The following is a 22,144-nucleotide window of genomic DNA, read 5'->3' on the forward strand; positions in this document are numbered from 1 at the left end:
CCATGGATTTCACAGTCATCGATGCCGCACTCGTCGGAAAACTTCTCCTGCTGCTTCTGGTCGGCCTGGGGCCGAAGATCGCCCTGGTGCCGTTTCTGGAGAAGACCCATGCTTTCGATACCGAAACCAAGGCGCGCATCGGCCGCCAGATGGTTTTGGTCGCAGTGGTAACAGCCTTGATCCTTTTTGCCACTGGCGCTTTGCTGATGCGGCTTCTCCATATCACGGGTGGCGCAGTCGCCGTCGCCGGCGGTATCATCCTCGCGCTTATCGCGATCAAGATGGCATCAGGACCAACAGAGAAGCCGCATGAGGAAACGGAGCTTCCCGTCGATCCCGAAAAGATCGCCGTCTTTCCACTTGCGGTCCCTTACCTGCTCAATCCTGTCGGCATCACCGTCGTCATCATCGCCTCTGGCGAAGTCGTCTCGATTGCCAGCGCGTTACTCGTCATAGGCCTGATCCTGATCGTCGCTGCGTTGGACTATGTGGTGTTTACCAACATCGACGCGCTCGCCAAGCGCATGAAGCCTGCCAGTCTGATCGTCTCGGAGGTCGTCTTCGGCATTCTGCTGACCGCAGTCGCAGTCCAACTGGTCGTCAGCGGGCTTGGCAATCTTGGCATCATCACGCCGACCGCCGCGCATTAGATGCGGATGATTCGCGGCCGGCCGGGCTAAAAATCTGAACCCGGATTTAAATCAAAAAATAGAGCCGAAAGCCGCCCGGTTTTCGGCATCATGCTCAGCTGCGGCTTTACTGTCCCCGTGCGCGGAAAGCCCGGGGATTAAGGTCGGGTACAGACGACAATGGTGTCGCCACCGACCGCCGGGCGCACCGCGATCATTCAATATCTCTGATGCTATCCATAAGTTCTATTCGTTTGAATGATGAGTTTTCAAAGCCCATATTGGGATCATGGACATGGACGAACCTCCCATTGACGACCATGCCCCTGACCCAAGAAAGGAACCGGAAAATGACCACGCTCACCTATCGCGGTGGTGGTAAGTCCCTCACCTCCAGTGAAAGCCGCTTCGATCTGGCACATTATGCCCGTAAGCTCGTGCTCGCCTGGACGCGCTGGCAGACGGCCCGCGAAATCGAAGCCATGCCCTTCGACATTCGCAAGGACATCGGCTGGCCGAGCACGGACGACAGCAAACACCGGACCATGTAATGAATGCGACATTCCTCCCAAAATAAGGGCGGCGTCTGCGTTGTGCAACGCCGCCTTTTTCGTCTCTTGACCCCGTGTTTTCGAACCTGTTTTCAGCGTTGAATTTCAGTCGCCTATCAGCCCGTCATCTGCCCTATCCGCGGCCATTCCGGTAGTTTGACCAGCCAAATCGCGGGCGATGTCGCATATTTGCTCTTCCCGGCCGCATTTTTCCATGCCAGTGTCGCTTTCAGGACATCGGCGCGACGCATTCCGCGCAACGAATGTGTCATCGCCCCTCGAGCATGGATTCCGCTATGAACAGGATGCAGATCAAGAAGCGTTCGGTAGTCTTCTTTATGGTACCGCAATTCACCATGCTGCCCTTTTCGGCGGCCGTGGACACCTTGCGCATCGCCAATCGCATGCTCGGCTATCAGGCCTATACCTGGCGGCTGACCTCCGTCGATGGAGAAAAGGTCTATTCTTCCTGCGGCATCGGCGTCGAGGCCAATTCCTCGCTTGCCGAGGAACGCCGTCATCTCGGCGGCGAAAATCGGCCGGGCATGGTGCTTGTCTGTTCCGGCATCGATGTCGAGCAGTTCAACAACAAGTCGGTCAATGCCTGGTTGCGTGAATGCTACAATCGCGGCGTTGCCGTCGGCAGCCTCTGTACGGGCGCGCATGTGCTTGCCCAGGCCGGCCTCCTGAACGGCAAGCGCTGCGCCATCCACTGGGAAAACCTGCCGGGCTTTTCGGAAGCCTTCCCGCAGGCGGAGGTCTATGCCGATCTCTACGAGATCGACGGCAATCTCTACACCTGCGCCGGCGGCACCGCCTCGCTCGACATGATGCTGAACCTCGTCGGCGAAGATTTCGGCGAAAGCCTTGTCAACCGTATCTGCGAGCAGCATCTGACCGACCGCGTGCGCAACCCGCACGATCGCCAGCGCCTGCCGCTGCGCGCTCGCCTCGGCGTTCAGAACGCCAAGGTGCTGTCGATCATCGAGCTGATGGAAGGCAATCTCGCCGAGCCGCTGTCGCTGATCGAGATCGCCGATGGCGCCGGCCTCTCCCGCCGCCAGATCGAGCGGCTGTTCCGCCAGGAGATGGGCCGCTCACCGGCCCGCTACTATCTGGAAATCCGCCTCGACCGTGCGCGCCACCTCCTGGTGCAGTCCTCGATGCCAGTCGTCGAGGTCGCCGTCGCCTGCGGCTTCGTCTCGGCCTCGCATTTCTCCAAGTGTTATCGGGAACTCTACCATCGCTCGCCGCAGCAGGAGCGCGCCGAGCGCAAGATGACCATGGCGACCGCACGCCAGGCGGTTGCGGCCTGAGATATCAACGACGTCATGCTCGGGCTTGCCCCGAGCATCTACCACCGGCTGATACTCAGCAGATCCTCGGCAACAAGGCCGAGGATGATGGCGGGTGACTAGAAGCGGCCTACTGCGCCGCCTCTTCCGTCATCCTGGCGTCGGAATAGACCTGGTTGCGGCCCCTGTGCTTGGCCATGTAGAGGAACTGGTCGGCAGCGTTGAGGTAATTCTCAAAGGTCTCGTAACCGCCGATCTCGGCAATGCCGATCGAAATCGTAACGCCCAGTTCCTCGTCGTCGGCCGTGACCTTCAGTCGCGAAATGTCCGAGCGGATCTCGTCGCAGAGCTTGGTGGCGGCAGCGGAATCCATCTGCGGAAAGAGGATGGCGAATTCCTCGCCCCCGAGCCGCGACAGAAGATTGTCGCTGCCCTCGAAGATCGTAAACAGCCTGTTTGCGACAGCCTTCAGTACCTTGTCGCCGATCTCGTGGCCATAGGTGTCGTTCAGCCGTTTGAAATGGTCGATATCGAGAATGGCGACGGAACTCGGCACCTTCAGCCGCAGGCACTCATTCACCAGCTTCGGGCCATTGTCGTAGAAATAGCGGCGGTTATAGAGACCAGTCAGGTAGTCGCAGGCCGCCGCCGCCCTCAGCTGCCGCATCTGCGCCAGCGTTTCGGCGTTGTTGGCGATGCGGCATTGCAGTTCCTCGGCAACGAAGGGCCGGTAAACGAAATCGCTGGCGCCGGCCTTGAGGAAACTCGCCGAAAGCATGCGGTCGTTGGAGGAGGAAACGCCGATGACTCGCAGCCTGTCCGAACCGAAACGATGGCGGATGCGCCGCGTCAGCTCGTAGCCGCTCATATCGGGCATGTGGTGATCGGTGACGACGAGTTCGATATCGCTGTAGGCCTCGAGCGCTGCCAGCGCCTCAAGCCCCGAATTTGCCTCGACGACGAGATATTGCTGTGCCTTCAGCAGGTCGACGAGCACCTGGCGCGCCGAGACGACATCGTCGACGACCAGCACCCGCGTCTTGCGGTTGGAGATCGCCCGCCGGACGGTGGCAACCAGATTGTCGAGTGCGAATTCATTGTCCTTCAGCACGTAATCGATGACGTTGCGCTCCATAATCTTGTTGCGCGTGTTGAGATCGAATGTCGCGGTGAAGACGATCGCCGGGATGTCGTGCTCGATCGTGCAGTCGAGCGCTTCACCATAGGGCGAATCCGGCAGGTTGAGATCGACGACGGCCATGGTGTAGCCGTGACCGTCGTCGGCAAGTTCCTTGCGAAGTGCCTTGAGAGACGGGCAGGATTTGACCGCAAGGCCGAGCTCTGTCTGGAACCGGTGACAGAGAACGGCGGAAAACATCCGGGAATCTTCAACCAGAAGTATCTTGAGCCCGCCGGAGCGCAGCCCGATGCCATCTCGCTGGAAATCCGCTTGAAAAGCCACAGCCCCTACTCCCCGATGCGTCCGATGGGCTCGACTCGGCCCTTTCCCCGGCGGTGACGATAACCGAGAGGCGTGTGCGCGTGAAGGGGACAAATAACGGCGACATTACCTGTAATTGCAGAAATTCTGCGACTGTCCCCGACCGTGATATCCGGCCCCCTGGCGATACCGATACTGGAAGAGCCGTCAGGCAACCGCCCGCTCCTTGCGCATCGATTGAATCTGCAGCAGCGTATCGAGGTTCTGGTTGACGCGGCAGTAGAACTCTTCGTCGATGAAGGGACGCAGCATGAAATCATTGCCGCCGGCCTTCAGGAATCGTGCCGAAAGCAGCCGGTTCGAAGAGGAGGAAACCCCGATGATGCGCAGCTCGTGCGAGCCGATATTGGCGCGGATGCGCCGCGTCAGCTCGAAGCCGTCGATGTCGGGCATATTGTAGTCGGTGATGACAAGGCCGATATCGCGGTTGGCCTTCAGGATTTCCAGCGCCTTGCCGCCGCTCTCGGCGACGCTGACACGGAAATTGTAGCGCTTCAGCCGGCTCGACAGCAGGGCGCGCGCAGTCGCACTATCGTCGACGATCAGCACGTGGTGGCGATGATTGGTGAGGAAGCGGCAGATCGATTCCGCCAGCAGATCAACGGCGAAGATATTGTCCTTGAGGATATAGTCGACGATATCCTTGGCCATCAGCTTGTCGCGCATCTTTTCATGGAAAGTGCCGGTGAAGACGATTGTGGGTATGGAGAGATCGACCAGATATTCGAGCGCCTCGCCGTTTTCGGCGCCGGGCAGATTGATGTTCGAGATCGCAAGCGTGATCGGATCGGAAGACTTGTCGTAGGAAACCTGCAGATCCTCGAAGCTGCGGCAGATCTCGACATCGATGTCGAACAGCTCCTTGAGGCGTTTGCTGATCATCGAGGTGAATACGTTGGAATCTTCCGCGACAATAATACGCGCACCGGCAAACATTTCCCCGGAATATTGCATCCCCGAAATACCTAGAAACGCCATAGCAAACCTTTGATGTAAAATCTGTCCCCGGATCAAACTGATACATCAATTGATTTGAATAATTATTAATCGGCGCGCCCAGATATAAATGAAGAGGCGGCCCGATGGGGTCGCCTCCGATTTCTTTGCGGATATGATTAAGAAATCAGGCGCGAAGCGCGCATTCTCGGCATCGAACGCGCTTTCGCCGACAACCGTCGCATTATAGGTCGACCCGAGGGATTTCGATCTTCAACTTCGTGCCTTCCCTGGCCTAGTCCGGCCGCAACATGGCAAGCGCCAGCGCTTGCCGTGACCATGTCGGATTTAGACGATTTCCCGCGCACCCCTTCGGGTGGCACCGCTTGGCCGAAGCGATTATAACAAACCATCCACCCCCACTCGCCGACAGGTTCGCCCCATGATCCAATCCGACCCGGTGATCGAATGGCTTCTCGACTCCGACCCGTCGATCCGGTGGCAGGTGATGCGCGACCTGCTTGACGCCCCGGAGCGGGAATGGATGGCCGAGCGAACCAAAATCGAGACCGAGGGCTGGGGCGCCAGGCTGTTCTCCTGCCAGGACGAGGACGGGCAATGGGCAGGCGGCGCCTTCCTGCCCGCCGATTTCGACCCGCGCGAGTGGAAGGAGCATGGCCAGCCGTGGACGGCCACAACCTTCTCGCTGTCGCAATTGCGGGAGTTCGGTCTCGAACCCGCCTGCGGCTGCGCCAGGCGCACCGTCGAATTGATCGGCGCCAACGCCCGTTGGGAAGAGGGCGGCCAACCCTATTGGGAAGGCGAAGTCGAGGAGTGCATCAACGGCCGCACCGTTGCCGACGGCGCCTATTTTGGGATCGACGTCTCGCCCATCGTCGACACGCTGGCCGGCGAGCGTCTCGACGACGGCGGCTGGAACTGCGAGCGGATCAACGGCTCCGTCCGCTCGTCTTTCGCCAGCACCATCAACGTGCTGGAAGGCTTGCTGGAATACCAGAGAGCGACCGGCGGCACGCATCGGTCTCGAGAGGCGCGCAGGACGGGTGAGGAGTTTCTGCTGGCCCGCAACCTCTTCCGCCGCCTTGGCACCGGCGAGCCGGCCGACAAGCGCTTCCTGCGCCTCCTGCATCCGAACCGCTGGCGCTACGACATTTTGCGCGCGCTCGATTATTTCCGCTCCAGCGCAATCCTGGCCGGCACCGACCCCGATCCGCGCCTCGGCGAGGCAATTGACCACCTTCGTTCCAGACGCTTGCAGGACGGCAGTTGGCCGCTCGACGACAGCCCCGCAGGTCGGGTGTGGTTCGAGGTCGATGATGGGCAAGGCAAGCCCTCGCGGTGGGTGACGCTCCGGGCGATGCGGGTGCTCAGATGGTGGGATACCCAGCCCTCAATCAATGCCTGACGGCAAACCCAGCGCCCGCAGGAAATGCACCTATGACTGACGGTCAGTCAATATGATTCTGATCTCGCCGCCACCCTGCCCTGCCGCGCGTTCTTATGTGTCGTTACGCGCAGTAGCCGCTCGCTGCCGCTTGCGGCCCACAGCAGGCCGCCGCCTTGCTGTTCTCCTCTGCCAGCCATCGGTCGCGCGGCTTGCAGCTTGACGGCCGCGGCGAAAGCGCAACATGGACGGCGCCGGCACGGAGAACCGGCATCGCTGCGCAATAAAGCTGCATTGGCCGCACGCCGTCGCTGACTTCGAAGGTCAGCTTCGCCGAACCATCCAGTTGCACATGATCGGAAACCTTGCGGATGATTGCATGGAACTTGCCGGCCGGCATATGCGTGCGGTCGCCTTCCTCGATATCCCAGAGCTGGATGAAGATTTCCGCCCACGCTTCTGGATTGGCGCCGCAATCCAACGCCGAGAACTGGCCCGCCTTGACCTCGGTGACATGATAGCCAGGCTTCACCGCCTTGCCGTCATAATAGAAAATCAGCGGAGAATCCTTGGCGCCGGTAAGCACACTGAGCAGCAGGCCGAGATCGATGTCGTTCTCTTGAATTTTGCTGTTGTCGATGACGTTCATTTGCGCTAATCCTCGTTTCAATGATTCAAGGATTATTGAAATATGGATCAACGTCAAGCCCTCATCGCATTCGGCGCGCTCTCGCAGGAAACCCGCCTTCACATCGTTCGCATGCTCGTGGTTTCGGGTCCCGACGGTATGGCGGCAGGCGCGATCGCTGAGAAGGCGGAGGTCTCGCCCTCTAATATCTCCTTCCATCTGAAAGAGCTGGAACGGTCGGGGTTGATCGCGCAACAGCGTGAATCCCGATCGATCATTTACACCGCGAACTACGAGGCACTTGGTGGCTTGGTTCGCTTTCTGATGGAAGATTGCTGTTCCGGGCATCCGGAAATCTGCGCACCTGCCGCGGAGGTCGCGGCCTGCTGCGCCCCTAAAATGAAGGAGAAATTGCAATGACCCCTGACCGCATTTACAATGTGCTCTTTCTCTGCACGGGCAATTCTGCCCGCTCGATCTTGGCTGAATCCATCCTTGAGACCGAAGGCAAGGGTCGATTCAAGGCCTATTCGGCGGGCAGCCAGCCGAAGGGTGAAGTCAATCCCTATGCGCTGAAGGAGCTTGCGGCGCAGGGCTACCCAACAGTCGGCTTCCGTTCAAAGAGCTGGGACGAATTCGCCGAGCCGGGCGCTCCGGAGATGGACTTCATCTTTACGGTTTGCGACAGCGCTGCCGGCGAGGCTTGTCCCGTCTGGATCGGTCATCCGATGACCGCCCATTGGGGCGTCGAGGACCCGGCTGTCGTCGAGGGCAGCGAAGTCGACAAAGGCCGCGCTTTCGCGCAGGCCGCCCGCTTCCTCAAGAACCGGATCAGCGCCTTTTTGAGCCTGCCTCTTTCCTCGATCGACAAGCTCGCCCTGGAATCGCACCTGCGCCAGATCGGCACCATGGAAGGCGCCAGCATTAAACAGCCCAAGGCGAGCTGATGGGTTTCGATTTGAACCAGCAGGCTTTGGAAGGGCACGACGACAGACTTCGCGGCGCGCTCGCAGGCGCCGGGCTTCCGGTCGATGACCTCACAGACGCCGGCCGAAGCTTCTATCGGTTTTCACGTGGCGGCGAGACGGTCGGCTTCGGCGGGCTGGAACTCTATGGCGAGACTGTACTCCTGCGTGCCATTGTCGTGCTGTCCGATCAGCAAGGCTTTGGCTTCGGCCATGCGATCACCCTTAGCCTGCTCGATCAGGCACAAAGGAAAGGCGCCACTGCCGCCTATCTGTTGACAGAAACAGCCGCCTCCTTCTTTCAATCGCTCGGCTTTCGTCCGATCGCCCGCGATGAAGCGCCGGCCGAGATCCTGACGACGCGGCAGGCCGCAAGCCTGTGCCCGGCATCGGCCGCCCTGATGGTCCGGAGCCTGCCGGCATGAGCGCGCCGATGTTTCCCCCGTCTCGACGACTGGTCGCCGAAGCGCTCGGCACGCTGCTGCTCGTAGCAACCGTCGTCGGCTCGGGCATCATGGCGGATAGCCTGACGGACGATACGGCGCTTGCGCTGCTCGGCAATACGCTGGCAACGGGGGCAATCCTCGTCGTCCTGATCACGATCTTAGGCCCGATTTCCGGGGCTCATTTCAATCCGGTCGTGTCGCTGGTGTTTGCGCTCCGGCGCGAACTGCCTGCCTCCTCCGTTCCCGCCTATATCGCCGCGCAGATCGTCGGCGGCATTGCCGGAACGATGCTCGCTCATGCGATGTTCGCCCTTCCCGTGCTGCAGGCCTCGGAAACCGTGCGCACCGGCGGCGCGCAATGGCTCTCTGAAGTGACGGCAACCTTCGGCCTCGTCTTCGTCATCTTAGCCGGTGTGCGCTTTCGCGCCGATGCCGTGGCATGGCTGGTCGGCCTTTATATCACCGCCGCCTACTGGTTCACCGCCTCCACGTCCTTTGCCAATCCCGCCGTCGCGATTGCTCGATCGCTGACGCACACCTTTTCCGGCATCCGCCCGATCGATCTACCGGGCTTTATCGCCGCTGAAGTCCTCGGCGCCTTGCTGGCGCTGATGCTTGCGGGATGGCTGCTGATGGAAGCCCGCGATCCTGAAACTCTCACCAAGACGGAATCCGCCTCATGACCATAGATGTTACGATCTATCACAACCCCGAATGCGGCACCTCGCGCAACACGCTTGCGATGATCCAGAACGCCGGCATTGAGCCCAACGTTATCGAATATCTGAAAAACCCACCGTCGCGCGACCAGCTAATCAAGATGATTGCGGATGCAGGTTTGAGTGTTCGCGAGGCGATCCGCGAAAAGGGCACGCCCGATGCGGAGCTCGGCCTCGACAACCCTGATCTTACCGACGAGCAATTGCTGGACGCGATGCTGAAAAACCCGATCCTGATCAACCGGCCCTTCGTCATCACGCCGCTCGGCACGCGTCTGTCGCGGCCGTCGGAACTTGTTCTCGAAATCCTGCCGGAAACGCATCAGGGCGCCTTCACCAAGGAAGACGGCGAGAAGGTGCTCGATGCCGGAGGCAAGCGCATTGTCTGATTTGCCTGCCATATCACCGATGCATCTGCGTCAACCGGATATGGACGCGCTCAGGCCGGCGTTCTCGACGCACAAGCCGCGCATCCTGATCCTTTATGGCTCGTTGCGAGCAGTGTCCTACAGCCGCTTCCTCGCACAGGAGGCCGCGCGGCTGCTCGAATATTTCGGCTGCGAAGTGCGCATCTTCAATCCGGAAGGTCTGCCGCTGCCTGATGCGGCGCCGGCGAGCCACCCCAAAGTTCAGGAGTTGCGCGAATGGTCGGCATGGTCTGAAGGCCAGGTGTGGGTCAGCCCCGAACGTCATGGCGCGATGACCGGCATCATGAAAGCGCAGATCGACTGGATTCCATTGTCGGTCGGCTCGGTTCGGCCGACGCAAGGCAAGACGCTGGCGGTGATGCAGGTCTCTGGCGGCTCCCAGTCCTTCAATGCGGTAAGCCAGCTCCGCATCCTTGGACGATGGATGCGGATGATCGCAATTCCCAATCAGTCCTCGGTTGCAAAAGCTTTCCAAGAATTCGACGCGGACGGCCGTATGAAACCCTCGTCCTATTACGACCGCGTCGTCGACGTCTGCGAGGAACTGGTGAAGTTCACGCTGCTGACCCGTGATGCCTCGAACTATCTGACCGACCGCTACAGCGAGAGGAAGGAAGAAGCCGAAAAGCTCGAACAGCGCGTGAGCCTCAGATCCCTATGACAATCGTCAGCACCGAACGACCGCCGGTAGCGGCCATCGCCGCGCTCGGGCTGACGCAGATCATCGGATATGGATCGCTCTATTACAGCTTCAGCATCCTCGCCCCCGACATGGCCCGTGATCTGGGCTGGTCATCGGAATGGATCTTCGGCGCGCTCTCTGCGGCCCTACTGATCGGCGGTCTGGCCGCACCTCTCATGGGCACGTGGATCGATCGCTTCGGAGCAGGCAGGATCATGACGTCGGGCTCGGCGATTGCCGCCGCCGCCCTCGTCGCCTGCGCCTTCGCGCAGGGAAAGATCGCTTTCGTCACGGCATTGATCGGCATCGAGATCGCCTCGAACCTGGTGCAATATGGCGCAGCCTTCGCCCTGCTCGTGCAGATCAGGCCGCAGGTCGCCCAGCGCAGCATCACTTATCTGACCCTGATCGCCGGCTTCGCCTCAACCCTTTTCTGGCCGATCACCACGGCGCTGCATGCGCATCTCTCATGGCAGAACGTCTATCTGATCTTCGCCGCGCTCAATCTCGTTGTCTGCCTTCCCATTCATGCCTGGCTCTCCCGTGGCGTCAGCCAAACCAGGGGACGGACCGGAGAGGGGGCTGCAAAACGCGTCGAGCCGAGCCTTCCGCCGTCGGTGCGCAGGCAGGCCTTTATCCTGTTGGTGACGGGCTTTGCTTTGGAAAGCTTCGTGAACTCGGCGCTTCTGGTTCACATGGTGCCTGTGATGTCGGCCCTCGGCCTCGGCGCCATGGCAGTGGTGGTCGGAACGCTCTTCGGCCCGTCACAGGTGCTGAGCCGCCTCATCAACATGGTCTTTGGCGAGAGCTTGTCGCAAGTGATGCTCGCGATCATCTGCGCCATCCTGCTGCCGACAGCCCTTGTCATCCTCATCGCCACCGCACCCTCGGTGCCCGGCGCGTTGGTCTTCGCCGTCGTCTTCGGCCTCGGCTCGGGGCTTAACAGCATCGTCTACGGAACCTTGCCGCTCGCGCTCTTCGGAAGCGATGGCTACGGCCGGCGGCAAGGACAAATTATGTCGGTGCGTCTCGTCGTCTCCTCGATGGCGCCGTTCGCGCTCGCCTTCCTGATGGGCAATCTCGGCGTATCATGGTCACTGTCGATCGCTGCATTGCTCAGCACCGTCGCCGTTGCCGCATTCTTCGCCATCATGCGGCTGACGCGCCCGGTTGTTGCCTGGCCGGAAACTGTTCTCAATCCCAGAGAAGCTTGAGCGCATTAATCAGGACAGGCGCTACTTGACGACGGCCGAGCCCTTGACGATGTCGATCGTCTCGCCGCCGTCGAGCCCGATGCGGTCGCCGTCGGGCGTTGTCATGAAGCAGCCGGAAGCACAGAGGTTTTCCGAAGCGCCGGCATCGACCACAACCTCGACGCGCTGGCCGCTCTCGGTGATGACGAGCACGACGGCGGCTGGATCGGTGTTGGTGATGGATGCCGCTTCAGCCGCGGGTGCGGCAAGCAGCGGGACAAGCAGAACGGCGGCAAATCTTGCCATCATGTGCGGCGGCGCTGGCGCGCCCTCCCCTCGAACGATCGGTGCTGCCCCCGGCAGCGATCCCGATAGTGGAGATCATGCACATATAGCTGTGAATGATGGCTGAATGACCCGTTCAGCCTTTCCGATTGCCGTCTGCCGTCTTGCTGCGCAATTGCCGCACCGGCTGCTCTTCCTCCTCCATGGGTGTGTCCGCAGAGTTTTCCTGCTCGTTGGGTTGATCCCTGCCCGCATCGGCGAGCGCGGGACGAGCCTCTCTATGGATGGTAAGATCGGTCTGTGGCAGCGGGATCTCGATGCCCTCGGCCTTGAAGCGCTTGAGGATCTCGATCCTGAGATTGTTGCGCACCGCCATGCCGTCACCCATGTCGGCGAGGAAGAAACGCAGCTCGAAATCCAGCGAATAGGGCCCGAAGCGCAGGAATTCGACATGCGGCTCCGGATTGCGCATAACGAGCGGTATCTTGGCCGTCAGTTCCAGCAGAATGTCCATCACCTGCTGCGGATCGGCGTTGTAGGCGACGGAAACCGGAATTTCCGAGCGGCCGATCTTGTTGCGGTGCGTCCAGTTGCCGACGAGGCCGTTGATCAACTCCGAATTCGGCACGATAATCGACTGCTTGCGGAAGGTCTCGATCTCGGTGGCGCGCACCGAAATGCGTTTGACGATGCCTTCGGCCGTGCCGGAAACGACATGGTCGCCGACCTTGAACGGCCGTTCGACGAGCAGGATCAGGCCGGAGACGAAGTTGGAGACGATGTTCTGCAGGCCGAAACCGATACCGACCGAAAGTGCGGAGGCAACGAGCGCGAAGCTCGACAGATCGATGCCGGCCGCCGAGACGCCGATGATCGCCGCGATGCCGACGCCGAGATAGCCGATGCCCGTCTTGACCGAATTGCGCACGCCGAGATCGACATGGCTTCTGGCCATTACATTGCCGTCGAGCCAGCGCTGCAGCCAGCGCGTCAGCAGGTAGACGCCGGCAAACAAGAGAATGCCGGTGCAGATGCCGAGCAACGAGATGCTGATACCGCCGAGCCTGACCTCGGTGAATAGCCTATAGGCAAGAATCTGCAGGTCCTGCACATGGAAGCCCCACATCAGCAGGATCAGCGGGATGCCGACGAGAAGCGCCACCGCATAGATGGCAAGACCGACAAGCAGGCCGGCCTGGTCGATCGCCACCGGCCCGAGCTTGAAACGGCGCGTCAGGAAGCTTGCGAAGAAGGTGTCGCCGAAGCTTTCCTGCCTTGATATCGCCTTGCCGGAGAGTAGGCCGATATACATGGTGACGACGACGGCGCCGGTGATGATGAGCTGCGTGGCGACGAAGCGCGCGAGCCCGACATAGCCGGTCAGCGCGGTGAGGATGAGGCCGGCGCCGACGACCCGCAGGATGATCGCCATGCCGCGCGGCCAATGCCTTCCCGGCGCATCGGGATCGCCGTTCTTTGCCAGCATCGGCTTGCCGAAGGAGACCGCGATCAGGATCAGACCGATGATCAGCGCGGCGATCAGGCTTCTGACCACGGTCAGCACCAGCGGCGAGCCCATCGCCTCGCCGATCGTGCCGAACAGATAATCAAGCGCGTTGACGATCGCCATCGCCAGCAAGCAGTAGCCGATCGAGCGCGCGCCGAGATTGGAAAGCCGAACGAGGCGCCAGCGCGGTTCGTGCGGTGCGAAGATGGCATTGACGAAGCGGCCGACGAAATAGACGAGCCCGATCGCCCCGAACAGCGCGCCGATGACAGGTGCGATGTCGGGCCTCAGCACATTGAACCCGTTAAGGAAAAAGAACGAGGTGACGAGCAGCACCGAGAGCGCCAGGGTGCGGATCAGTGTCGACCAGAAGGCGATCGACAGCCGGCCGATATAGGACGGGTTCTCGACAGCCTCGTCGCGCTGCAGGTAGGAGCCGAACAGCCGGTAGCTGCCGGAGAGCAGGATCAGCGCCGCGGCAAGCGACAGGAAGATCGCGGCAAACATCGGGAAACGCTTGAATTTCCAGACGAAGGTGGACCAGCTCGACAGGGCCTGCGAGAATTCGCTGGCCTCGTGCACAAAGGCGCTGCCGGCATCGTCGAGCACCGAGACCGAAATCTCGGTACGCCTGAGCAGCGTATCGGCAAACAGCCGCCGCCGCATCTCGGTGATCTCGTTGACTAGCTTCGTCACCGTGATCGACAGGTTTTCGGCGTCGCCCGTCAGCGCGTTGATCTGCGCGCGCTCGGCGGCGAGCGCGTTACGCTCCTGGGTGACGATCTCGGCCTCCGGCGGCTGCCCGTCCTTCGGTGGATCGCCGATCTCGGCAAGCCGGTTCTTGATCTGGTCGAAACGCGGCCTGAGATTGACCGATATGGTGATGACGGCGCGGCTGAGCTCATCGGCCTTGGTCGCAAGCCCGACCAGGGCATCGTCATTGTCGGCATTCTGCTTGACGCCGTCCTGAAGCGCCGTCAACTGGACCTTCGCCTTGTCGATCTCCTTCGTCGCCTGGTCGAGCGGCGTATCGGCAAGCGGCGCCTGCGCGGACGCCGGTGCCTGCGGCTCCTGCGCCAAGGCCGCAGCACCCTTGAAATGCGCGCCGGCAACCGCCAGCGTCAGCAGAAGAATGGTGCGAAGCAGGATCGGTCTCAGCCGCAAAAGCGCCTCCGGGAAAGGTTGTCATCGGAATAGAATGCCAGCTTGTCATCGTAAACAAAGGCGACAGAAAGGCGGAAGCTCCCTGGAAACCCTCAGAAACCGGCATCAGGCCTGGAGAGATAGTCGCGCTCCACCGCCGTCGACTCGCGTCCAAGCATGGCATTGCGGTGCGGAAAGCGGCCGTAGGCGGCGATCACGTCGCGGTGGCGGATTGCATAATCGCGATATTCCGCATCGCCGAGCGCGGTGAACAGTTCTACCGATCGCTCCTGCTCGCCGAGGTCCTCGGCATGTTCGAACGGCATGTAGAAGAAGGTACGGCATGCGGCTTCGACCGCCTGATCGGCGCCCGATGCCAGCGCGAGCTTGGCTTCCCGAAGCGCCAGCCCATCGGTCGCAACGGCGAGCGGCGTGCCGCGATAGATGTTGCGGGGAAGCTGGTCGAGCACGATGACGGCCGCCAGCCGGCTCTCCGCATCCGCCCGCCATTCGGCGCCAACATCCGCGGCAAGGGCCAGATGGGTATCGCGAAAGACCGTGCTGATCTCCGCATCGATGTCAGGCGTCGCGCGGAACCACAGCTCCCGGCCGCATCTCACGAACCAGAAATCATACACTTCCTTCGGTGTGCGGATCGTCGCCATGTTTCCTCTCCCCTTGCGTTAGGCTTGTTAATGCGGCGCCTGCAAGCTGTTGTAGATATAGGGTAAACGGCGTGCCGTGAGGCCCCCTCATCCGGCTGCCGCCACCTTCTCCCCGAGGGGAGAAGAGACTTGCGGCGGCGCCTCATTTCCCCTTCTACCCAGCGGGGAGAAGGTGCCGGCAGGCGGATGAGGGGGCGGCAAACTCAGTGCCGGACGGGGGAAATCCCCTACTTCCCCTCATGCAACGAAAACACCAGCGTCGCCTTGGTTCCGTTGTGGCCGGGGTCATAGGCGAAATCCGATTTCAGGCTGGCGGCCATTGCCGTCAGAATGCGTGTGCCGAGACCGGTTCCCCTGGCCGGGCTCGACGGGTCGAAACCGGCGCCGTCATCCTCGACGACGACGCGCAATGCGTCGTCCGTCTGGTCGACGATGACGCGAATCTCACCCGGCACGCTGTCCGGATAAGCATATTTGAAGGCATTGGTGACGAGTTCGCTGACGATCAGCCCGAGCGTGATCACCTTGTCTGTCGCCAGATTGACCGGCTGCGCGGTGAGCACGATGCGGTGCGGCCGCTTGTCGTCGCGCATCGAGGTTTCGAGTTCGGTGAGCAGGCTGTCCAGATATTCATCGACCTGCACCGAGCCGACCTGCCTGTTGGTATAGAGCCGGCGGTGCACGCTGGCGATGGCGTTGATGCGCATCTGCGTTTCGTGCAGCGCGTCGATCGCCACCTGGTCCGTGGTCATCGAGGATTGCATGCGGATCAGTGCGCCGACGAGGCCGAGGCTGTTGGCGATACGGTGATTGACTTCGGCAAGCAGCATTTCGGCAAGGTCGCGCTGCTGGCGGATCACCTCCTGCGCCTGCGCCGTCTCGCGGCGAAAACGCGCCCGCTCCAGCGCCTGTTCGAGGGCGGCGGCGAGCAGGTCGAAATAATCGGCTGAGATCCCCTTCAGCATGTAATCGTCGGCGCCGGCCTTCAGCGCCGCGACCGCGATGCTGGTATCGTCCGAACCTGTCGCATAGATGACCGGGGGATGATCCGTCATCGCCGTGATGCAGGGCAGGATATCGAGGCCGGTTTCGCCGGCCAGGACATGATCGAGCACGACGGCGTCGATCCCGCCTTCGCCGAGTCTCGCAAGGCCCGCAGCGCCGCTCTCGGCCCACTCGACCGAAAAGCCGCGCCGGAGCAGGTTCTTCTGCATCAGCAGGGCAAGCCCCTCGTCGTCGTCGATATAGAGGATGTGGATCAGGGCATCCGCATCGCCGCTAGAATTGCTCATTCGGTCTCCCGGCGTTCTCTCGCAGCGACGACCGCCCGCAAGCGTCCGAGTCGTCCGCATGGCAATGTCGTATTGTATTGGCCGCCTGGGGTAAACAGCGGTCATCCCTCGCTCTTGTTGCAGGCGGCGCGGAAGAAGGATGTCGGGAATCCGGCATTTTCAGAACATGACCCTGGCCTGGGGAGGATCCCATGGAAGCCGTTGAAGGAGATAGGGAAACGAAGAACCTGAAATGAGATGCATAAACGCCGAGCGGCCCGATTGGTTCCGCAGCAAGCTAACTTTTCTGGAATTTCCGATGGCCTGATACTTCGGCTCCCGCCTCCGCCGGCAATTGCAGGAAGCGCAGCGACGAGACGATGCCGATCACGCCGACCACGATGAAAGCCCAGCGGAAATCGGCAAGGACGGGATTGTCGGCGCCCCTGAGAGCCGAGGCGATGTTGAGCACGGCCGCCGCCACTGCCACGCCGAGCAGCATCGATACCTGCTGCAGCATGCTCGACAGCGTCGAGGCCGAGCTTCGCTGCGCCGAGCCGATATCGGCGAAGGCGAGCGTGTTCAACGCGGTGAATTCCATCGACCGCGAAAGGCCGGCGAGAAAAAGCAGCGCGTGGATGAAAAACGGCGGCGTCTCCGGCGAGAGGAAACCGCAGGCGACGATCGAAAGCGCCGCGATCAGCCCGTTAACCCCAAGCACGGTGCGAAAGCCGAAGAAGCGCAGCAGCGGCGTCGTCACCGCCTTCATGCTGAAATTGCCGAGGAAATAGACGAGCAGATAGGTGCCGGCGGCAATCGAGCTCAGGCCGAAGCCGAGCTGGAACAGCAGAGGCAGTAGGAACGGCGTCGCATTGATCGCCATCCGGCAGGCCGTGCCCGCCGACAGTGTCGACATCGAGAAGGTCTGGATGCGGAAGGCCGAAAGATCGAGCAGCGGATTGTCGACGGCGAGGAAATGCCGCGTCGCCATGACCGACAGCACGATGCCCGCCGCCAGCATTGATATGATGGGCATAAGCCCGCCGTCCCATTTGACCGAGAGTTCCAGCGCGGCGAGCAGGAAGGTCAGCCCGGCGGCACTCAGGATGAAGCCCAGGAAATCCAGACGACCGGGATTGGTCTCGCGCTGCTCCGGCACGAAGCGCAGCACCAGCGCCATGCCGAGAATGCCGATCGGGATGTTGATCAGGAAGTTCCAGTGCCAGCTGGCATAGGTGGTGATAAAGCCACCGAGCACCGGGCCGAGCACCGGCGCCGTCAGCGCCGGCCAGGTAATCAGCGCGATCGCCTGGACGAGTTCCGACTTGCGGGCGTTCTTCAGCACGATGATGCGCCCGACCGGCGTCATCAGCGCGCTGCCTGCGCCCTGGACGGCGCGCCACAGCACGAATTCCGCAAGACTGCCGGACAGCCCGCAGAACAGCGAGGCGCCGGTGAAGACGGCGATCGACATCAGGAAGATGCGGCGCGCGCCGAACCGATCGCCGAGCCAGCCGGACAGCGGAATGAAGGCGGCCATCGTCAGCATGTAGACGGTGATGCCGATGCTCATCGACACCGGCTGCACGTTAAAGCTCGCCGCCATCTGCGGCAGCGAGGTGGTGACGATCGTGCCGTCGAGGATCTGCATGAAGAAGGAAACGGCAACGACCAGCGCCACGATCTTTGCCTGGCGGCCGCTCGCCGCCTCTTGCCCATTCTCGCTCGTCTCTGCCGTGGTCATCGATCTGCCAATGAAAATTCCGGATGACGCGGCAGGGAAACGGGAAGGAAGCCGATCGAAGATCTGCCGCGCGGAGGAGCGCGGACATGGAAAGCCGCGCACTGGCTGAATACGCCCGTTGCATCCGGCCGGAAAGGCTAAATCTCGCACTACGCAGGAATATTCCCGATGCAGCCGGATAGCTGGCCACTATCGATCCCAAGAAAGGATTCAAGAAAAAGGCCCCGCCGAAGCGAGGCCAAGCTTGATCCGCTCCGGGGAAAAAAACAGGAGCGGCGCGCAGTCCATACCGTGCGATCGATGTCGCAGCGAGGCCAGATGTCGCTGCATCGGTACGCTCGCCAAAGAATTTTTCGAGATCTGCCGAAAAAAGATCGACCCCAAAAACTATCCGTCCACGTGGTGCGACACCTGTCGCATTGCAGCAACGATTGGCGCTTGCAATGTTTATAAAAATAGATATCACTAAACATATTGCTAAACATGATGATTGAGGAGTTCATGTGAGCATTCTCTGAAGTGGGTGAACATGCGACGCCGGCGGGGAGCCGGCCCTTGGTTCTGGGAGGAACTTATGCAGAAAACATCGAAAGCCCTTTTCGGGCTGGCCACGGCATTCGTCATGTCGTCGGCATTGCCCAATCTCGCCAAAGCCGATGAACTGACGCTGTGCTGGGCCGCATGGGACCCCGCCAATGCGCTCGTCGAGCTGTCGAAGGATTTCACCGCCAAGACCGGCACGCAGATGAAATTCGAATTCGTTCCCTGGACGAGTTATGCCGATCGCTTCCTCAACGAGCTGAATTCGCACGGCAAGCTCTGCGATCTCATCATCGGCGACAGCCAGTGGATCGGCGGCTCGGCCGAGAATGGCCACTACGTCAAGCTCAACGACTTCTTCGACAAGGAAGGCATCAAGATGGATGACTTCGTGCCGGCGACGGTCGTTGGCTACTCGGAATGGCCGAAGAACACCCCGAACTACTGGGCGCTGCCCGCCATGGGCGACGTCGTCGGCTGGACCTACCGCAAGGACTGGTTCGAGAAGCCGGAACTGCAGAAGGAATTCAAGGAGAAATACGGCCACGATCTCGCAGCGCCGAAGACCTACGACGAACTGAAGCAGATCGCCGAGTTCTTCCAGAAGCGTCAGATCGACGGCAAGACCGTCTACGGCGCCTCGATCTATACCGAGCGCGGCTCCGAAGGCATCACCATGGGCGTGACCAACGTCCTCTACGACTGGGGCTTCCAGTACGAGAACCCGAAGAAGCCCTATGACATGGAAGGCTTCGTCAACTCGGACGACGCGGTCAAGGGCCTCGAATTCTACAAGTCGCTCTATGATTGCTGCACCCCGCCCGGCAGCTCCAACGTCTACATGGTCGAATCCGCCGACGCCTTCAAATCCGGCCAGGTCGCCATGCAGATGAACTTCGCCTTCACCTGGCCCGGCCTTTACAAGGACGAGAAGGTCGGCGGCGACAGGATCGGCTTCTTCCCCAATCCAGCTGAAAAGGCGCATTTCGCCCAACTCGGCGGCCAGGGCATCTCGGTGGTTTCCTATTCCGACAAGCGCGACGCCGCCCTGCAATACATCAAGTGGTTCGCACAGCCCGATGTGCAGGCCAAATGGTGGGAACTCGGCGGCTTTTCCTGCCTGAACTCCGTCGTCAACGCGCCGGGCTTCGCCAAGAGCCAGCCCTATGCCCAGGCCTTCCTGGACTCGATGGCGATCGTCAAGGATTTCTGGGCCGAGCCGAGCTACGCCTCGCTGCTGCAGGCCATGCAGAAGCGCGTCCATAACTACGTGGTCGCCGGCAATGGCACCGCCAAGGAAGCGCTCGACGGTCTGGTGAAAGACTGGAGCGACGTCTTCAAGGACGACGGCAAGATCTGACGCGTGGCATCCCTGATGCGCGCCATCCTCGACAGGATGGCGGCCCGGATCGGCAGACGAGCCGGGCCGCCAGATCTCTCATACCCCAAAAGACCCCGTACCCCAAAAATACCAGGTGAAGACTTGACCATTTCCCATTCCTCCATCGTCGAGAAGGCAGCCGATGCGACTGCAAGGGCAACGCCCTCCTCGGTCGCCCGGCGCGTCCGCGGCCTCTCCGATAGGGCGATCGCCTGGCTGTTCATTGCGCCTGCCATCACTCTGCTGTTAGCGATCAACATCTTTCCGCTGCTTTGGGCGGTCTATCTCTCCTTCACCAATTACCGCGCCAACCGGCCGAATGCGCCGGTCCAGGGTGTCGGCTTCGGAAATTACCAGCGCGTTCTCAACGATCCCGATATCTGGCAGGCGATGCAGACCACCGCGCATTTCGTCTTCTGGACGATCGTGCTGCAGACGGTGATCGGCTTTACGCTCGCCTATCTGATCGACCGCAAGTTTCGCGGCCATGCCTTCTGGACGACGATCATCCTGATCCCGATGATGCTGTCGCCCGCCGTCGTCGGCAATTTCTGGCGCTTCCTCTACGAGCCTCAGATCGGCCTCTTCGCCTATGCCGTGTCGCTGGTCACAGGCATTCCGACATCGGATATCCAGATGCTCGGCAACGTTACGCTGGCGCCCTGGGCGATCATCATCGTCGATACCTGGATGTGGACGCCCTATGTGATGCTGATCTGCCTCGCCGGGCTGCGCTCGATTCCCGACTATATTTATGAGGCGGCCGAGGTCGACCGCGCCTCGCCCTGGCGGCAGTTCTGGTCGATCACCGTGCCGATGGCCCTGCCCTTCATCATGCTCGCCGTGCTTTTCCGCGGCATCGAGAATTTCAAGATGTTCGACATGGTGACGCTGCTCACCGGCGGCGGACCGGGCTCGGTCACCGAGGTCGCCTCGATCACCCTGAAGCGCGCCGCCTTCGAAAGTTGGGCGACCGGCCGGGCCTCGGCCTTCGCCATCATCCTCTTCGTCGCGGTGTTCGGCCTCGCCAACATCTACGTCAAGGCATTGAACAAGGTGAAGCAACGATGAGCGCCGCCAACTCAGCCCATTCGGTCGTCGAACCGAGCCTGTCCAGCAAGCGCATCGCCGGCACGATCGTCGTCCTCTATGCGCTGATCACCCTCATACCGCTCGTCTGGATCTTTCTGACCAGCATCAAGTCGCCGCCGGATTCGATCAGCTATCCCCCGAAGATCGTCTTCACTCCGTCGCTCGAGGGCTATTGCAACCTGTTCACGACACGCACGCGGCAGACGCCCGACTATATCGCCTCGCTGCCGGCGCCGGTCGACACCTGCGATGAGGTGACGCGCAAGCGCAACATGGTGATCGCCGGCCCGTCGAACTTCGTGCCGCGCTTCGTCAATTCGCTGGTGATCGCCTTCGGCTCCACCTTCCTCGCGGTCTTCCTCGGCACGCTCGCGGCCTATGGCTTCTCCCGCTTCAAAATACCGCTTGCCGACGACCTGATGTTCTTCATCCTGTCGACGCGCATGATGCCGCCGATCGCCGTCGCAATCCCGATCTACCTGATGTATCGCGAGCTCGGCCTGTCGGACACGGCCTTGGGCATGATCCTGCTCTACACCGCCGTCAACGTCTCGCTCGCCGTCTGGCTGCTCAAGGGCTTCATCGACGAGATCCCGCGCGAATACGAGGAAGCGGCAATGATCGACGGCTATACGAGGCTGCAGGCCTTCCGCAAGGTTGTGCTGCCGCAGGCGACCACAGGCATTGCCGCCACCGCGATCTTCTGCCTGATCTTCGCTTGGAACGAATATGCCTTCGCCGCCCTCCTGACCTCGGGCGAGGCCCAGACCGCACCGCCCTTCATCCCGACGATCATCGGCGAAGGCGGGCAGGACTGGCCGGCCGTCGCCGCCGGCACGACGATCTTCCTGATCCCGATCCTCGTCTTCACCATTCTCCTGCGCAAGCAGTTGCTGCGCGGCATCACCTTCGGAGCCGTCCGCAAATGAGCCATCTGATCGAAACACGCACCCCTGCCCGTCCGAAGCGGCCGTTCTTCCTGCGTCGCGGCCCGATGGAGACCATCGCCACAGTGCTGATCGGGCTTGGCTTCCTGATGCTGTTCCAGCCCTTCCTGCTGGTGCTCTACACCTATTCGCTGGTGACCCTGCTTGCAGGCACCGTCATGTTCATCATCGTCTCGAAATTCCCGGAGTAA

The 22,144-nt window shown here is 61.2% G+C and carries 23 protein-coding genes; 15 read left to right on the plus strand and 8 right to left on the minus strand.

All coding sequences use genetic code 11. The features are described from left to right. The first annotated feature begins 2 nt into the window (after window positions 1-2). The 3 genes from J3P73_RS14630 to J3P73_RS14640 all read left to right on the plus strand — a co-directional run bounded on the left by J3P73_RS14630 (window position 3) and on the right by J3P73_RS14640 (window position 2,496). Window positions 3-650, plus strand: a complete 648-nt coding sequence (locus J3P73_RS14630; RefSeq protein ID WP_018074556.1) for a MarC family protein — start codon at window positions 3-5, stop codon at window positions 648-650. Window positions 651-979: 329 nt separating this feature from the next. Further along, entirely contained in the window at window positions 980-1,180 is a 201-nt protein-coding gene (locus J3P73_RS14635) for a hypothetical protein (protein ID WP_024322122.1), read from the plus strand. A 296-nt stretch (window positions 1,181-1,476) separates the two neighbouring features. Beyond that, on the plus strand, window positions 1,477-2,496 hold the full coding sequence (locus J3P73_RS14640; protein ID WP_003540607.1) for a GlxA family transcriptional regulator: 1,020 nt from the start codon (window positions 1,477-1,479) through the stop codon (window positions 2,494-2,496). Window positions 2,497-2,605: 109 nt separating this feature from the next. On the opposite strand, the gene J3P73_RS14645 is transcribed toward J3P73_RS14640, so the two are convergent. Together J3P73_RS14645 and J3P73_RS14650 are read right to left on the minus strand one after the other, a co-directional pair. Beyond that, window positions 2,606-3,937, minus strand: coding sequence for a diguanylate cyclase (locus J3P73_RS14645; protein WP_018074553.1), 1,332 nt, complete (start codon window positions 3,935-3,937; stop codon window positions 2,606-2,608). A gap of 186 nt (window positions 3,938-4,123) precedes the next feature. Continuing rightward, window positions 4,124-4,954, minus strand: a complete 831-nt coding sequence (locus J3P73_RS14650) for a response regulator (RefSeq protein ID WP_024322123.1) — start codon at window positions 4,952-4,954, stop codon at window positions 4,124-4,126. 400 nt (window positions 4,955-5,354) lie between these two features. Here J3P73_RS14650 and J3P73_RS14655 point away from each other — a divergent pair, with 400 nt between their 5' ends. After that, a complete protein-coding gene (locus tag J3P73_RS14655) occupies window positions 5,355-6,338 on the plus strand; it encodes a squalene cyclase (RefSeq protein ID WP_130691990.1) in 984 nt (327 codons plus the stop codon). A 103-nt stretch (window positions 6,339-6,441) separates the two neighbouring features. On the opposite strand, the gene J3P73_RS14660 is transcribed toward J3P73_RS14655, so the two are convergent. Beyond that, complete coding sequence (locus tag J3P73_RS14660) at window positions 6,442-6,966, minus strand: DUF6428 family protein (RefSeq protein ID WP_130691992.1); 525 nt, start codon at window positions 6,964-6,966, stop codon at window positions 6,442-6,444. A gap of 42 nt (window positions 6,967-7,008) precedes the next feature. Here J3P73_RS14660 and J3P73_RS14665 point away from each other — a divergent pair, with 42 nt between their 5' ends. From J3P73_RS14665 to arsK, 7 genes are read left to right on the plus strand one after another with little or no spacing between them, the layout of a single operon-like run. Then, complete coding sequence (locus J3P73_RS14665) at window positions 7,009-7,365, plus strand: ArsR/SmtB family transcription factor (protein WP_012757878.1); 357 nt, start codon at window positions 7,009-7,011, stop codon at window positions 7,363-7,365. Beyond that, window positions 7,362-7,892 (plus strand): arsenate reductase ArsC, encoded by a 531-nt coding sequence (locus tag J3P73_RS14670; RefSeq protein WP_029870665.1) that lies wholly within the window; start codon window positions 7,362-7,364, stop codon window positions 7,890-7,892. Before J3P73_RS14665 ends, J3P73_RS14670 begins: the two co-directional genes overlap by 4 nt. Then, window positions 7,892-8,335, plus strand: coding sequence for an arsenic resistance N-acetyltransferase ArsN2 (arsN2, locus tag J3P73_RS14675; RefSeq protein WP_130691994.1), 444 nt, complete (start codon window positions 7,892-7,894; stop codon window positions 8,333-8,335). Before J3P73_RS14670 ends, arsN2 begins: the two co-directional genes overlap by 1 nt. Then, window positions 8,332-9,039 (plus strand): aquaporin, encoded by a 708-nt coding sequence (locus tag J3P73_RS14680; protein WP_062943711.1) that lies wholly within the window; start codon window positions 8,332-8,334, stop codon window positions 9,037-9,039. Before arsN2 ends, J3P73_RS14680 begins: the two co-directional genes overlap by 4 nt. Continuing rightward, entirely contained in the window at window positions 9,036-9,464 is a 429-nt protein-coding gene (gene arsC, locus J3P73_RS14685) for an arsenate reductase (glutaredoxin) (RefSeq protein ID WP_130691996.1), read from the plus strand. The genes J3P73_RS14680 and arsC overlap by 4 nt, the downstream gene beginning before the upstream one ends. Then, the gene (gene arsH / locus J3P73_RS14690; RefSeq protein WP_012757882.1) at window positions 9,439-10,164 is read left to right on the plus strand and encodes an arsenical resistance protein ArsH; all 726 of its coding nucleotides are present in this window, start codon (window positions 9,439-9,441) and stop codon (window positions 10,162-10,164) included. Before arsC ends, arsH begins: the two co-directional genes overlap by 26 nt. Further along, on the plus strand, window positions 10,161-11,399 hold the full coding sequence (gene arsK / locus J3P73_RS14695) for an arsenite efflux MFS transporter ArsK (RefSeq protein ID WP_130691998.1): 1,239 nt from the start codon (window positions 10,161-10,163) through the stop codon (window positions 11,397-11,399). Before arsH ends, arsK begins: the two co-directional genes overlap by 4 nt. A gap of 21 nt (window positions 11,400-11,420) precedes the next feature. On the opposite strand, the gene J3P73_RS14700 is transcribed toward arsK, so the two are convergent. The 5 genes from J3P73_RS14700 to J3P73_RS14720 all read right to left on the minus strand — a co-directional run bounded on the left by J3P73_RS14700 (window position 11,421) and on the right by J3P73_RS14720 (window position 17,993). Next, window positions 11,421-11,687: a hypothetical protein gene (locus J3P73_RS14700; protein ID WP_017994411.1), complete on the minus strand. Its 267-nt coding sequence runs from the start codon at window positions 11,685-11,687 to the stop codon at window positions 11,421-11,423. A 112-nt stretch (window positions 11,688-11,799) separates the two neighbouring features. After that, window positions 11,800-14,334 carry a mechanosensitive ion channel family protein gene (locus tag J3P73_RS14705; RefSeq protein ID WP_130692000.1) on the minus strand — a complete coding sequence of 845 codons (2,535 nt, stop codon included), beginning with the start codon at window positions 14,332-14,334 and terminating at the stop codon, window positions 11,800-11,802. A gap of 92 nt (window positions 14,335-14,426) precedes the next feature. Further along, window positions 14,427-14,978, minus strand: coding sequence for a DUF924 family protein (locus J3P73_RS14710; RefSeq protein WP_130692002.1), 552 nt, complete (start codon window positions 14,976-14,978; stop codon window positions 14,427-14,429). Window positions 14,979-15,205: 227 nt separating this feature from the next. Then, a complete protein-coding gene (locus J3P73_RS14715; protein WP_130675269.1) occupies window positions 15,206-16,270 on the minus strand; it encodes a sensor histidine kinase in 1,065 nt (354 codons plus the stop codon). A gap of 277 nt (window positions 16,271-16,547) precedes the next feature. Next, the gene (locus tag J3P73_RS14720; RefSeq protein ID WP_130692004.1) at window positions 16,548-17,993 is read right to left on the minus strand and encodes an MFS transporter; all 1,446 of its coding nucleotides are present in this window, start codon (window positions 17,991-17,993) and stop codon (window positions 16,548-16,550) included. 574 nt (window positions 17,994-18,567) lie between these two features. Between J3P73_RS14720 and J3P73_RS14725 the strand changes: the two genes are divergently transcribed. The 4 genes from J3P73_RS14725 (at window position 18,568) to J3P73_RS14740 (ending at window position 22,144) form a co-directional block, all read left to right on the plus strand. Next, window positions 18,568-19,893, plus strand: a complete 1,326-nt coding sequence (locus J3P73_RS14725; RefSeq protein ID WP_018074537.1) for an ABC transporter substrate-binding protein — start codon at window positions 18,568-18,570, stop codon at window positions 19,891-19,893. 123 nt (window positions 19,894-20,016) lie between these two features. Beyond that, the gene (locus J3P73_RS14730) at window positions 20,017-20,985 is read left to right on the plus strand and encodes a carbohydrate ABC transporter permease (RefSeq protein ID WP_018074536.1); all 969 of its coding nucleotides are present in this window, start codon (window positions 20,017-20,019) and stop codon (window positions 20,983-20,985) included. Then, window positions 20,982-21,935, plus strand: coding sequence for a carbohydrate ABC transporter permease (locus tag J3P73_RS14735; RefSeq protein WP_018074535.1), 954 nt, complete (start codon window positions 20,982-20,984; stop codon window positions 21,933-21,935). Before J3P73_RS14730 ends, J3P73_RS14735 begins: the two co-directional genes overlap by 4 nt. Then, window positions 21,932-22,144 carry a hypothetical protein gene (locus J3P73_RS14740; protein ID WP_003560267.1) on the plus strand — a complete coding sequence of 71 codons (213 nt, stop codon included), beginning with the start codon at window positions 21,932-21,934 and terminating at the stop codon, window positions 22,142-22,144. Before J3P73_RS14735 ends, J3P73_RS14740 begins: the two co-directional genes overlap by 4 nt.

This window comes from Rhizobium ruizarguesonis (genome assembly GCF_017357285.1).
GTDB classification, from domain to species: Bacteria; Pseudomonadota; Alphaproteobacteria; order Rhizobiales; family Rhizobiaceae; genus Rhizobium; species Rhizobium ruizarguesonis.

Coding starts and splice junctions, on each gene's coding strand:
- arsH (WP_012757882.1), top strand. CDS start 9,439: ATGCCGGAGGCAAGCGCATTGTCTGATTTGCCTGCCATATCACCGATG.
- J3P73_RS14630 (WP_018074556.1), top strand. CDS start 3: ATGGATTTCACAGTCATCGATGCCGCACTCGTCGGAAAACTTCTCCTG.
- J3P73_RS14650 (WP_024322123.1), bottom strand. CDS start 4,954: ATGGCGTTTCTAGGTATTTCGGGGATGCAATATTCCGGGGAAATGTTT.
- J3P73_RS14640 (WP_003540607.1), top strand. CDS start 1,477: ATGAACAGGATGCAGATCAAGAAGCGTTCGGTAGTCTTCTTTATGGTA.
- arsK (WP_130691998.1), top strand. CDS start 10,161: ATGACAATCGTCAGCACCGAACGACCGCCGGTAGCGGCCATCGCCGCG.
- J3P73_RS14665 (WP_012757878.1), top strand. CDS start 7,009: ATGGATCAACGTCAAGCCCTCATCGCATTCGGCGCGCTCTCGCAGGAA.
- J3P73_RS14635 (WP_024322122.1), top strand. CDS start 980: ATGACCACGCTCACCTATCGCGGTGGTGGTAAGTCCCTCACCTCCAGT.
- J3P73_RS14680 (WP_062943711.1), top strand. CDS start 8,332: ATGAGCGCGCCGATGTTTCCCCCGTCTCGACGACTGGTCGCCGAAGCG.
- J3P73_RS14720 (WP_130692004.1), bottom strand. CDS start 17,993: ATGACCACGGCAGAGACGAGCGAGAATGGGCAAGAGGCGGCGAGCGGC.
- J3P73_RS14710 (WP_130692002.1), bottom strand. CDS start 14,978: ATGGCGACGATCCGCACACCGAAGGAAGTGTATGATTTCTGGTTCGTG.
- arsN2 (WP_130691994.1), top strand. CDS start 7,892: ATGGGTTTCGATTTGAACCAGCAGGCTTTGGAAGGGCACGACGACAGA.
- J3P73_RS14670 (WP_029870665.1), top strand. CDS start 7,362: ATGACCCCTGACCGCATTTACAATGTGCTCTTTCTCTGCACGGGCAAT.
- J3P73_RS14700 (WP_017994411.1), bottom strand. CDS start 11,687: ATGATGGCAAGATTTGCCGCCGTTCTGCTTGTCCCGCTGCTTGCCGCA.
- J3P73_RS14655 (WP_130691990.1), top strand. CDS start 5,355: ATGATCCAATCCGACCCGGTGATCGAATGGCTTCTCGACTCCGACCCG.
- J3P73_RS14740 (WP_003560267.1), top strand. CDS start 21,932: ATGAGCCATCTGATCGAAACACGCACCCCTGCCCGTCCGAAGCGGCCG.
- J3P73_RS14715 (WP_130675269.1), bottom strand. CDS start 16,270: ATGAGCAATTCTAGCGGCGATGCGGATGCCCTGATCCACATCCTCTAT.
- J3P73_RS14735 (WP_018074535.1), top strand. CDS start 20,982: ATGAGCGCCGCCAACTCAGCCCATTCGGTCGTCGAACCGAGCCTGTCC.
- J3P73_RS14725 (WP_018074537.1), top strand. CDS start 18,568: ATGCAGAAAACATCGAAAGCCCTTTTCGGGCTGGCCACGGCATTCGTC.
- J3P73_RS14660 (WP_130691992.1), bottom strand. CDS start 6,966: ATGAACGTCATCGACAACAGCAAAATTCAAGAGAACGACATCGATCTC.
- arsC (WP_130691996.1), top strand. CDS start 9,036: ATGACCATAGATGTTACGATCTATCACAACCCCGAATGCGGCACCTCG.